Source organism: Brevundimonas sp. Marseille-Q4549, from assembly GCF_976940555.1.
Genome location: NZ_CDRHXG010000001.1, coordinates 2,108,734 through 2,120,468, shown reverse-complemented (window position 1 = coordinate 2,120,468; position 11,735 = coordinate 2,108,734). Strand labels below are relative to the sequence as shown.

11 protein-coding genes are annotated in these 11,735 nt (G+C 67.3%); 3 read left to right on the top strand and 8 right to left on the bottom strand.

The genetic code is table 11. The features are described from left to right. Nucleotides 1–105: 105 nt before the first annotated feature. Nucleotides 106–804 (top strand): transcriptional repressor LexA, encoded by a 699-nt coding sequence (gene lexA, locus ACWPV3_RS10380; RefSeq protein ID WP_292176535.1) that lies wholly within the window; start codon nucleotides 106–108, stop codon nucleotides 802–804. On the opposite strand, the gene ACWPV3_RS10375 is transcribed toward lexA, so the two are convergent. Continuing rightward, complete coding sequence (locus tag ACWPV3_RS10375) at nucleotides 785–2,959, bottom strand: ComEC/Rec2 family competence protein (protein ID WP_453978523.1); 2,175 nt, start codon at nucleotides 2,957–2,959, stop codon at nucleotides 785–787. The two genes, lexA and ACWPV3_RS10375, sit on opposite strands and share 20 nt — an antisense overlap. On the opposite strand from ACWPV3_RS10375, the gene gltX reads away from it, so the two are divergent. Together gltX and gltA are read left to right on the top strand one after the other, a co-directional pair. Next, nucleotides 2,958–4,373 carry a glutamate--tRNA ligase gene (gltX, locus tag ACWPV3_RS10370; RefSeq protein WP_453977808.1) on the top strand — a complete coding sequence of 472 codons (1,416 nt, stop codon included), beginning with the start codon at nucleotides 2,958–2,960 and terminating at the stop codon, nucleotides 4,371–4,373. The two genes, ACWPV3_RS10375 and gltX, sit on opposite strands and share 2 nt — an antisense overlap. 67 nt (nucleotides 4,374–4,440) lie before the next feature. After that, entirely contained in the window at nucleotides 4,441–5,742 is a 1,302-nt protein-coding gene (gene gltA / locus ACWPV3_RS10365) for a citrate synthase (protein ID WP_292087801.1), read from the top strand. Nucleotides 5,743–5,806: 64 nt separating this feature from the next. On the opposite strand, the gene ACWPV3_RS10360 is transcribed toward gltA, so the two are convergent. The 7 genes from ACWPV3_RS10360 to ACWPV3_RS10330 are packed head-to-tail and all read right to left on the bottom strand — an operon-like array spanning nucleotide 5,807 to nucleotide 11,705. Next, entirely contained in the window at nucleotides 5,807–6,799 is a 993-nt protein-coding gene (locus ACWPV3_RS10360) for an FUSC family protein (RefSeq protein ID WP_453977807.1), read from the bottom strand. Nucleotides 6,800–6,803: 4 nt separating this feature from the next. Beyond that, nucleotides 6,804–7,973 carry a lipid-A-disaccharide synthase gene (gene lpxB, locus ACWPV3_RS10355; RefSeq protein ID WP_453977806.1) on the bottom strand — a complete coding sequence of 390 codons (1,170 nt, stop codon included), beginning with the start codon at nucleotides 7,971–7,973 and terminating at the stop codon, nucleotides 6,804–6,806. Next, nucleotides 7,970–8,812, bottom strand: a complete 843-nt coding sequence (gene lpxI, locus ACWPV3_RS10350) for a UDP-2,3-diacylglucosamine diphosphatase (RefSeq protein ID WP_453977805.1) — start codon at nucleotides 8,810–8,812, stop codon at nucleotides 7,970–7,972. Before lpxI ends, lpxB begins: the two co-directional genes overlap by 4 nt. Then, a complete protein-coding gene (gene lpxA, locus ACWPV3_RS10345) occupies nucleotides 8,809–9,597 on the bottom strand; it encodes an acyl-ACP--UDP-N-acetylglucosamine O-acyltransferase (RefSeq protein WP_453977804.1) in 789 nt (262 codons plus the stop codon). Before lpxA ends, lpxI begins: the two co-directional genes overlap by 4 nt. After that, complete coding sequence (fabZ, locus tag ACWPV3_RS10340; RefSeq protein WP_409411733.1) at nucleotides 9,597–10,079, bottom strand: 3-hydroxyacyl-ACP dehydratase FabZ; 483 nt, start codon at nucleotides 10,077–10,079, stop codon at nucleotides 9,597–9,599. The genes lpxA and fabZ overlap by 1 nt, the downstream gene beginning before the upstream one ends. Further along, entirely contained in the window at nucleotides 10,076–11,089 is a 1,014-nt protein-coding gene (gene lpxD / locus ACWPV3_RS10335) for a UDP-3-O-(3-hydroxymyristoyl)glucosamine N-acyltransferase (RefSeq protein WP_453977803.1), read from the bottom strand. The genes fabZ and lpxD overlap by 4 nt, the downstream gene beginning before the upstream one ends. A gap of 7 nt (nucleotides 11,090–11,096) precedes the next feature. Continuing rightward, nucleotides 11,097–11,705: an OmpH family outer membrane protein gene (locus tag ACWPV3_RS10330; protein WP_292087793.1), complete on the bottom strand. Its 609-nt coding sequence runs from the start codon at nucleotides 11,703–11,705 to the stop codon at nucleotides 11,097–11,099. Nucleotides 11,706–11,735 lie beyond the last annotated feature (30 nt).

The window sequence follows — 11,735 nt, the reverse complement described above, 5'->3', positions numbered from 1 at the left end:
GATCAGGGCCGCCGTTAAGTTGACATTAGGAAGGAACACTTACAGAACATCGTCAATGTTCACGGCTCGTTCCGATTCGTCGGTCGGGCGCATGAGGGGCCGGCGATGCTCACGCGCAAGCAGCACGAACTGCTGATGTTCATCCACGAACGAATTCAGGAAACGGGTGTTTCCCCGTCGTTCGACGAGATGAAGGAGGCGCTGGACCTGGCGTCCAAGTCGGGCATTCACCGGCTGATCACGGCGCTGGAGGAGCGCGGCTTCATCCGTCGCCTGGCCCACCGCGCCCGCGCGCTGGAAGTCACCAAACTGCCTGAACAGGCCACCGCCGGCGCCCCGCGGGGCCGGGCGGGCTTCAAACCCGACGTGATCGAAGGCGGCGGCGGCCTGTCGGCGTCCGTTTCCGCCCCCGCCAACGACACCCGCGAACTGCCGCTTCTGGGCAAGATCGCCGCCGGCACCCCCATCGCCGCCATCCAGCACGAGCAGGACCGTCTCCCCGTGCCGGAATCCCTGCTGGGCAAGGGCGATCACTATCTGCTGGAGATCGAAGGCGACTCCATGATCGAAGCGGGCATTCTGAACGGCGACCTGGTGGTCATCCGACGCGGCGACACGGCCAACAACGGCGAGATCGTCGTGGCCCTGGTCGAGGGCGAGGAAGCCACGCTGAAGCGTCTGCGCCGCAAGGGCGCCTCCATCGCGCTGGAGCCCGCCAATCGGCTGTATGAAACGCGCATTTTCGGACCGGATCAGGTCCAGGTTCAGGGCCGTCTGGTCGGCCTCATGCGGCGCTATCACTGACGTCGGGATCGGGCTGGCGGGTCCAGGGGCGCCGACCCCGGACCTGGATCGTCCAGACGGCGCGCCAGCCCTGCCCCTCCTGCCACAGTTCAACCGCCCCGCCCCGTGCATAATCGACGCCGTCCAGCACCAGCCGTCCCTCGCAGGCCGGCGGTAGAACTGGAACCGCCGCCCGCACGCTGACGATCGGCGCCGAACGGCACAGGGTTTCCATCTGATCGGCGTCCGGGCTGCGTTTGCCCCACCACAACGCCACAGGCCCTGACACAGGCGTGTCCGGCAGACAGGAGAAGCGCTTGCAGGTCCAGCCGTCTTGCGGCCGACCCGTCATCTCCAGACCCCTTCGGCGGGACCAGAGATCGACCGCGAATTCGCGTACGCCGGGCCGGACCACGACGGCCTGATCCGCCCGACGGAAGGCCGCATTGGTCCCGCCGTCTCCGATCCATAGATCCGGCGGGGCGGGCCGGGGCCACAGCAGAACCGCCGCCGCGAACGGCGCTCCCAGCCATCGGAGTCGACCGCGCCACAGACAGATGAACAGCACGCCCAGAAAGGCGATGGGCAGAACATAGTCTGGCGCACTGGCGATGGTGCGGACCGCGCCGGGCAGACCGGCCGCCCAACCGCCGATCCTCAGCATCACCTCCACGCCCCATCCCGCGACGGTCAGAAAAGGCGCGCCCAGGCCCAAGGGCTCCAGCGCCGCGCCCAGGGCCAGGGCCGGCATCAGGATGAAGTCCGCCACCGGCGCCGTGCCCAGATTTGCCAGCAGGCCGTACATGGCGGTGCGATTGAAATGCTGCATGGCGAAAGGACCTGTCGCCAGTCCGGCGACCAGACTGGCCGTCACCGCCGCGGTCAACCAGCCGCCGAAACGCTGAACGGCCGCGACCGGCCAGGGCACGGAAATCTCTCGCGTCCGTTTCGGCCAGGCCTCGACCAGCGCCACGAGAGCAGCGGTCGCCGCGAACGACATCTGAAACCCTGGCGTCACAACGGCCTCCGGCTGCAAGGCCAGGACCACAAAGGCCGCGACCGCCAGACCGTGCATCGTCACCGCCTGCCGATCCAGAAGGATGGCCAGGAAGGCGATGGCGGCGGTGATGGCCGCCCGTTCCGCCGGCGGCGGCGCGCCCGATACGACCAGATAGACCGCCAGCGCCGCCAGTCCCGCCGTCGCGGCGATCTTCTTGCCCGACACCCTCAGGGCCAGCCAAGGCCAGGCGGCAACGCCCAACCGCACGACGAAGAAGACGAAGCCGCCGACAATCGCCATGTGCAGGCCCGATACCGACAGGATATGCGCCAGTCCGGAATCGCGCATCAGGTCCAGATCCCTCTGGCTGATCCAGGTTTCGTGACTGGTGGTCATGGCGGCGGCGACCCCGCCGTTGCGCGGCCCCAACCGAGCCACGATCCGCTGGGCCAGGGCATAGCGCGCGCCGTTCACAGCCATGGTCAGCCGTAGTCGCCAGGGCGGCGGCGACAGTTCGGTGCGCCGTGTTTCGCCCAGGGCGAAGGCCACTCCGCCCATGCTCTGGAAGAAGGCGTTGCGGCCGAAGTCGTAGGCGCCAGGGCTGGCGGGCGCGGGCGGCGGGTTCAGAATGGCGAATAGTCTGATCGCATCGCCGGGACGCGGCGGCTGGCCGCGCACCGTGGCTCTCAGCCTGACCGGCGTCTGATCCGGCGCCAGTCCGCGAATCCGCACCGGCGCGATCACGACCCGCGCCCCGCGTTGGCCTGGACTATCCACGTCAACGACCCAGGCCTCGATGACAGTGGGACGGTTCAGCGCCGGGGCGATCGGAGCGGCGACCATCTCGGTCCGCATCTTGGCCGCCGCCAAACCGCCCGTCAGACAGGCGGCGATCAGCAACGACCAGGTCCAAACCCGCGCCACGCCCCGATGCCGCGCCCATAACCACGCAACGACTGTCGCAAGGGCCAGGATCAGCAGGGGCCACAACGGCGGCTCGAGCCGCAGTCCAAAATAGATCGCCGCACCGCCGCCAAAGGCCACCGGCGCCCATAACCGCCAGCGCGACGATTGGGCCGCGATCTCGCCCGTCCACCAGGCGTGCAAACGCGCGGCGGGGGTAGGTTTTGCCGTCCCGGGAGGTATAAGGGCCTCCCTCACGGACCCTTCCCCCATGACCTTGCCTTCCTCGACCGTCGTCACCCGCTTCGCTCCCTCGCCCACAGGCTATCTGCATATCGGCGGCGCGAGAACCGCCTTGTTCAACTGGCTGTACGCAAAGAGACACGCTGGACGTTTTCTGATCCGCATCGAGGACACCGATCGCGAGCGATCCACGGACGAAGCCGTGAAGGCGATCTTCGACGGTCTGAGCTGGCTGGAGCTGTTCGCCGACGAGGAACCAGTCTTCCAGTTCAGCCGCGCCGACCGGCACCGCGAGGTGGTCGACCAACTGCTGGAGAGCGGTCACGCCTACCGCGACTTCACCACGGCCGAGGAAACCGGCCGCCTGAGGGACGCGGCCAAGGCCGAGAGGCGTCCGTTCGAATCGCCTTGGCGTGACCGGGAACCGACGGTGGACGATCTGGCTCTGCCGCACGTCGTTCGCTTCCGGCGGCCGCAAGGAACGACCGTCACCGTGCCTGACGAAGTGCAGGGCGCCGTCAGCTGGTCAACCGACGATCTGGACGATCTGGTCCTGCTGCGCTCGGACGGCGCGCCGACCTACAATCTGGCGGTCGTCGTGGACGATCACGACATGGGCGTCACCCATGTCATTCGCGGCGACGACCACCTGAACAACGCCGCGCGCCAGAGTTTGATCTACGACGCCCTGGGTTGGACGCGGCCGATCTTCGCCCATATCCCGCTGATCCACGGCCCCGACGGCGCCAAGCTGTCCAAGCGTCACGGCGCCCAGGCGGTGCACGAATACGCCGAGATGGGCTATCTGCCCGAAGCCATGCGCAACTATCTGACCCGCCTGGGCTGGGCGCACGGCGACGACGAACTGTTCAGCGACGCCCAGGCCATCGAATGGTTCGATCTGGCCGGTATCGGCAAGGCGCCGGCGCGGCTGGACTTCGACAAGCTGGCCCACGTCAACGCCCACTGGCTGCGCCTGGCCGACGACGATCGCCTGGCCAAGATGGCGCTGGACGCACACCTTCAGCGCGGCCGCCTGCTCCAGCCGGACGATGAAGATCGGCTGCGTCGCGCCATGCCCTTTGTGAAGGATCGCGCCAAGACCATCCTGGAACTGGCGGATCAGACGCAGTTTGTGCTGAAGGCGCGTCCGCTGACGCTGGACGACAAGGCGCGCGCCCTGCTGTCCGGTGAAACCCTGGAACGACTGGGCCGTCTGCGCGATCGTCTGGCCCTGTTCCAATCCTGGGACGTCTTCGCCCTGGAAGCGGAGTTGAAAACCTTCGCCGAAGACGAAGGCGTCGGCTTCGGAAAGATCGGTCCCACCGCCCGCGCCGCCCTTACCGCAGGGTCAACTTCGCCCGATATCGCACGAATTTTGTCGGCCTTGGGCCGCGAGGAAAGCTTGGGGCGCTTGGATGATGCGCTGCAACAGACTAAGTGATCACCCACACACCCAAAAGCGCCCGACGCCTCTCCGCGACCGGACGTAACATGCGAAGGGGCAATTCATGACTGAACAACCCAAACCCGCCGGCTCGGCGAGCCTGTCCTTCGAGGGCAAGACCGTCGATCTGCCCGTCCTGTCGGGCTCTACCGGTCCTGACGTGATCGACATCCGCAAGCTTTACGGCGCCACCGGCGCCTTCACCTTCGACCCCGGCTTCACCTCGACCGCCGCCTGCGAGTCGGCCCTGACCTATATCGACGGCGACGCCGGCGTCTTGCTGCACCGCGGCTATCCGATCGATCAGTTGGCCTCAAAGTCCAACTTCGTCGAGGTCTGCTATCTCCTGCTGCACGGCGAACTGCCGACTGCGGCCCAGTACGAAAAGTTCGAGGAGAGCATCACGCGGCACACGATGCTGCACGCTCAGTTCGACCGCTTCTTCGAAGGCTTCCGCCGCGACGCCCACCCCATGTCGATCATGGTCGGCACGGTCGGCGCCCTGTCGGCCTTCTATCACGACAGCCTGGACATCCATGATCCGGTGCAGCGCGACATCTCGGCCATTCGCCTGATCGCCAAGATGCCGACCATTGCTGCCCGCGCGTACAAGTATCACATCGGCCAGCCCTTCATCTCGCCGCGCAACGACCTGTCGTACGCCGAGAACTTCCTGCGCATGTGCTTCGCCGTGCCGGCCGAGGATTATCACGTCGATCCGGCGCTGGTGCGCGCCATGGACCGCATCTTCATCCTGCACGCCGACCACGAGCAGAACGCCTCGACCTCGACCGTGCGTCTGGCCGGTTCGTCGGGCGCCAATCCGTTCGCCTGCATCGCCGCCGGCATCGCCTGCCTGTGGGGCCCGTCGCACGGCGGCGCCAACGAAGAGGCGCTGAACATGCTCAAGGAAATCGGCACACCCGACAAGATTCCCGAGTTCATTCAGGGCGTGAAGGACCGCAAGTACAAGCTGATGGGCTTTGGCCACCGCGTGTACAAGAACTACGATCCGCGCGCCAAGGTCATGCAGCAGTCGGCCTACGAAGTGCTGGCCGCCACGGGCCGCGAGAACGATCCGCTGTTCCAGGTCGCCAAGGAGCTGGAGAAGGTCGCCCTGTCGGACGAATACTTCACCTCGCGCAAGCTGTTCCCGAACGTGGACTTCTATTCGGGCATCACCCTGTCGGCGATGGGCTTCCCCACCACCATGTTCACCGTCCTGTTCGCCCTGGCCCGCACCGTGGGCTGGATCGCCCAGTGGCAGGAAATGATGGCCGATCCGTCGCAGAAGATCGGCCGCCCGCGTCAGCTGTACACCGGCCCGACCGAGCGCGACTATGTCGGGATCGATCAGCGCGGCTGATCGTTCACACGACGACGAGACGCCAAACGCCGGGGAGCCATCCCCGGCGTTTTCGTTTGGATGATCAAACCAGACGCAGATCCTGGAACCGACCGGCCAGGTCGTCCAGGTCGCGGTGCATGTGCGCCAGACCGATGGCCGCCGCGCCCAGGGCCATGTCGTCGCCCTCCACGGCCCGCGAAAGCGCCAGTGTCGCGTCGATGGGCCCCAGAGGTTCGACCGGTTTCCCGCGCGACAGGGCCTCTAGCCGCTGAACCGCACGCGACGCATCCTCGGCCCAGGGCGTCAGCCGCGCGGAGGCGCCTTCGGCCTGAAAGCCGCGCCCCAGAATGACGATGTCGCTGCGAACCCGCCAGAAGGCGCGCGTCAGCGCCTGCCGATCGGCTGTCTCGCGTTGCGGCCCAGGCAGATCGATGACGTTCTTCGCCGCCTTTCCCAGGTCGTCGAGCCGTCGCTTCAGGTCGGTATGGCGACGAGAAATCTCCGCCGCATTGGCTGGATCGCCCTGGCAGACAAGGGCCAGCAGCACCGCCGCCTCACCCGCCGCATCACGGGCCTGAAGACGAAACGCCTGACGCGCGTGGCGAGGAAACAGCGCAAGAATGGCGATCACGCCCACGCCGCTACCGACCAGGATCTCCATCAGGCGGTCGATCGCCAGGGACGCCGGCCCGTCGGCGCCCGATCCGCCGGCGATGACGATGGTCGCCGTTACAGGCGCGATCTTCAACCAGGGACGACCGGCGCCCAGAAACGCCAGCGTCGCCGTCGCCACCGCCACGGCAAGGGCCAGGCTCTCCAGCCCCGGCGGCCGAACGAAGGCGACCAGGGCTCCGACAAGGGCGCCCGTGGCCGTGCCGATGGCCCGATCCCGCGCCACCGTCAGAACTCCGCCGCCTACGCTGGTCTGAATGACCACGATGGCCGAGATCACGCTCCAATAGGGATGGGGCAGCCGCAACCAAGTCGCAAGATAAAGCGCCGCCGTCGCACCGGCCGCCATCTGCAGGGCTGCGCGAACCTCCGCCGCGCGTCTGGGGCTCAGAGCGCGCGCCATAGGCTCAATGTTCGGACGTTTCGGCGATGACGCGCAGCACCGCATCCGCCGCCAGCTCGGACGGATCGGGTCCTGCGCGTCCCATCAGATCCAGCGCCGCCGTCTGTCGATGCGCCTGGTCCGCCGCCGCCGCCGGGTCGTTCAGCAACCGCCCGACCGCCGCCGCCAGCAGGGTGGGCGTCGCCTCATTCTGAATGAACTCGGGCGCAATACGATCGTCGGCGGCGACGTTGAACAGGGTGATGTGCTTGGCCGTGACCATCCGCTTCATCAACTGATACGACAGGCTGTCGATCTTGTAGGCGATGACCATGGGCGCGCCGGCCAAAGCCAGTTCGGTCGAAACCGTGCCGCTGGTCGCCAGGGCGGCGGTCGCCGCGCGCATGGCGTCGTACTTCTCGGATTCCTCCACCAGATGAACGCGAAAAGGCCAGGCGGCGACCCGGCCGGCCACATCCTGAGCGACCGTGCCGGCGGCGACCACGGCGACCTCCAGTGTGGGATCGACGGCCTTCAGCTTGCGGATCGCCGCCTCGTAAACGGGCGTCATCCGGCGGATTTCACTGGGTCGGCTGCCGGGCAGAACCAGGAGCAGCCGGGCGTCCTGCGCGATGCCGCGTCGCGCCCGAAAGGCTGCGCCGTCCGCATGATCCATGTCCACATGCAGGGCCGAGGACCCGACCACGGTCGTCGCCAGACCTTCCTTTTCGAACCAAGGCGCGTCGAAGGCGTAGAGGGCCAGCAGGTGATCGACCGCTCCCGCCAGCGTTCGCGCCCGTCCAGGGCGAGAGGCCCAGACCTGGGGCCCCACATATTTGATCAGCGGCACGCTCGTACGCGCCGCTCGAATGGCCTTGGCCACACGAATGGTGAAGCCCCAGCTGTCGATCAGGACTACGGCGTCCGGCTGCTCGCGCTCGGCCAGGGCGGCCGTTTCCTGCACCCGCCGCTTGACCTTGCCATAGGCTTTCAGACCCTCGATCCAGCCCAGGATCGACAGTTCGGCGATGTCGAAGGGGCTGACCACGCCCTCGGCCGCCATGCGCGGGCCGCCCACGCCGACGAAAACGACCTGATCGCCCAGACGGCTCTTGAGCGCGCGGGCCAAGCCGGCGCCCAGGGCGTCGCCCGATGCTTCAGCCGCCACCAGCATGATCTTCAACGGGCGGCTCATGCGGTCGCTTCGCCCCAGACGAACAGCCCCAGGCGGTCAGCCGCCGCGATGATCGCGGGCCGGTCGATCAGAATCAGCCGGCCGGCCACGCCGCCGACGCCCGCCAGGCCCGCCTCTGCCGCCAGTTCCACCGTGCGTGGTCCGATCACGGGCATGTCGACCCTCAGGTCCTGGATCGGCTTGGGCGCCTTGCCCAGCGCGCCCTTGGGCGCCCCCGGTTCGCCCCTGAGATCGCCGGGCAGAGCCGCCACGCGCCGCAGCATGGCGTCGGTGCCTTCCTGCGCCTCGACCGCCAGGACCAGTCCGTCGCAGACGACGGCGCCCTGACCTATGTCCAGTTCACCTGACTTTTCCGCCACATGCAGCGCCTTTTTCAGGTCGTTCAGCTGCTCCGCCGTCGGCTCGACCGCCCCCAGCGCCCTCGCCGGCAGGGTCTCTCCGCCCAGGATGTCGTCCGCACCTTCGACCGCGAACCCCTCCCCCTCGAACACCGACAGAATTTTCCGCAGAAGGGCGTCGTCGCCCTTGGACGCGGCCGCGACGATGCCCGGCAGCAGGGTCGCACCCTTGAAATCGGGTTTCAACGTCTTGAAATCGGGGCGGTTGACGATGCCAGCCAGACAGACCGCCCGGCATCCGTTCGCCTTCAACGCTTTCAGGATGGCGCCGATCTGGGCCATGCCGAAGTCGTCGCCGGGCCACCGCGTTAGATGCGGATCGGCGAACCCACTCAGTCGCACGACATAGACAGGTCGCCCCTCAGCGTCGCACCGGCTGGCCACCGCCGCCGGCAGATCGCCGCCTCCGGCGATCAGGCCCAGCTTGGCGACCGGGCTCATTCCGCGTTCGGCAGGCACAGCGGCCGCCGCCCGCCGTCGCGGATGAAGGCGATGATTTCCACGATCTCTGGCAGGTCGGCGTACCGTTCGGCCACGCCATCGACACGCCCTGCGAACTCACCCTCGCCTTCGAAAAGCTCGCGATAGGCGGCCAGCAGGCGACGCACCTGATCCTTGCCGTAACCCTTGCGCTTCAGCCCGATCAGGTTCAGTCCGCGCAGTCGCGCATGATTGCCCCAGGCCGAGCCGTAAGGAATGACGTCGCGCGTCACCGCAGCCAGACCGCCGATGATGGCGCCCTGCCCCACGCGGCCGTTCTGATGCACGGCGCACAGCCCGCCCAGAAAGACCCTGTCGCCGATCCGGGCATGGCCGCCCAGGGTGGCGTTGTTGGCCATCACTACCTGATCGCCGACCACGCAGTCATGGCCGACGTGTGCGCCGGTCATGAAAAGGCTGTTCGAGCCTACGACGGTGACGCCCGCCCCCTGCGGCGTACCTCTGTTGAAGGTGCAGTGTTCGCGGATCACGTTGTTCGACCCGATCTCCAGCCGCACGCGCTCGCCCTTGTAGCCGTTGTGCTGAGGGTCGCCGCCGATGACCGCGAAAGGGTGGATGATCGTGCCTGCGCCGACCGTGGTGTCCTGCTGGACGACGACGTGGCTGACCAGGCGAACGCCCTGGCCCAGAACGACGTTCGGCCCGACCACGCACCACGGCCCGACCTCGACGTCCGCGTCCAGAACGGCGGTCGGATCGACGACGGCTGTGGAGTGAACAGCCATCAGGCGGCCGGGTCCGGCACGGTGACGACCATGGCCATGAACTCGGCCTCGGCCGCCAGCTTGCCGTCGATGAAGGTCTCGCCCCGGAACTTGTAGGCGTCGCCGCGCGCCCGGATCACCTTGACCTCCATGCGCAGTTGGTCGCCAGGCCGGGCCGGCTTTCTGAAGCGCACCCCGTCGATGGACATGAACATGATGACCTTGTCGGCCACCGCCACGTCCAACGTCTTGGACATCAGCAAGGCGCCCGTCTGGGCCATGGCCTCGACGATCAGCACGCCCGGCATGACCGGATCGATGGGGAAATGTCCGGGGAAGAAGGGTTCGTTGTGGGTGACGTTCTTGACGCCCACGATGGACGTCGCCGGCACGAAGGCCTCGGCCTTGTCCACCAGAAGGAAGGGATAGCGGTGCGGCAGCCGCCGCATCACCTCGGCGTAATCGATCTTGTCCTCGACGGCCGTCGTGTCGCTCATCCCTATGATTCCTTCGGAGCCTTCTTCGAAGAGGCCTGTTTGGCGAGCCAGACCGTCTCGCGCAAGAACTGTCGGATGGGACGGGCCGGATAACCCGACCAGGTCTCGCCGGCTGGAATGTCCGCCAGAACGCCGGCGCCGGCCGCGACACGCGCGCCCTCGCCGATGGTGATGTGGTCGCCGATTCCCGCCTTGCCGCCGAAAATGACGTTATCGCCCACCGTGACCGAGCCTGAGATGCCTGTATTCGCGACAAGCAGGCAGTTGCGGCCGATAACGCAGTTGTGGCCAACCATGACCAGATTATCGATCTTGGTGTTCTCGCCGATGACCGTGTCATCATAGGCGCCGCGGTCGATGCAACTGTTGGCGCCCACCGTCACCCCGTCCTGCAAGATGACACGGCCCAGCTGCGGAATGTCCATGACGCCTGCTGCGGTTCCAGTGGCGCCGAAACCAGCCTCGCCGATCCGCGCACCGGCGTACAACTTCACCCGGTCGCCGATCAGGGCGAAGCCGACGCTGACGTTCGGGCCGATGACGCAATCGCGGCCGATCTGGACGCCCGGCCCGACCACCGCATTGGCGCAGATGCGCGTTCCGCGCCCGATCCGGACGCCTTCGCCCAGGACCACGCCGGGTTCCACGACCACGCTTTCGTCTTCCGCGACCAGAGCCCGATCAACCGCCTTATCCAGCGTCAAGGGGCGGTGCAGGCGCAACGAAACCTTGGCCCAGGCGGCTTGGGGCGTGCGTGACACGATGACGGCTGCGGCGGCGGGCGCTGTCTGAACCGCTTCCGGCGGCACGATCACACAGCCTGCCTGGGTCTCCGCCAGGGCGTCGGCGAACTTGCGATCGCCCAGAAACGCGATCGCGCCACCGTCCGCAGAGGACAGGGGCGCGACCGATGCGATCAGCCGATCCCCGCCTCTCTCGACCTCGCCGCCGATCTCGACCGCCAGGGCGGCGACGGTCAGGGGTGACAGGGTCTCGAAGAAGCGGGCGTCGGGCATGTCGGCCTTAGTTGGCGGCGGCGGGCTGCTGACCTTGCTGGGCCGGAACCGGCATGCGGTTGAAGCTCAGGGTCGGCAGGGCCGTGTTCAGACGCTGGATGACCAGGTCGGTCACGTCCATGGCGGGGTTCATCATGAAGACGCTTTCGCGGTCCAGAAGCAGGCCGCAGCCCTTTTCCTGATAGATGGCGGTCAGGATCGGCGAGACGGCCGTGGTGATCGCCTGGCGCTGCATGGCCAGGGTGTAACGCAGTTCGTTCTCGCGCGTGGCTTCCAGCTGTTGGGCCTCCTGTACGCGCTGCTGCAGGGCCTGACGGCGTTGGTTGGCCTGGTCGGCCGGCAGGCTGGCGCCGGCCGATTGCAGTTGCTGAGCCTCGGTCTGGATGGCGGTGGCGTAGGGCTGCAGCTCGCCCTGAACTTCCTGGGCCAGTTGCTGCATGCGCGTTTCGACGGCCTGACCGGCCGAAGATTGGGCCAGCAGGCGGGCGTTGTAGTAGACGCAGACGCCGGGGATGACCGGACCGGGGTTGGCCGGAGCAGCGGCGGCTTGCTGGGCGTTGGCGCCCGTGGCCAGAAGCGAAGCGGCGGCCGCGGCCGCGATGATCAGAGCTTTCATTGGGTATTCCTCTGCGAGCGCCTTTTTTGC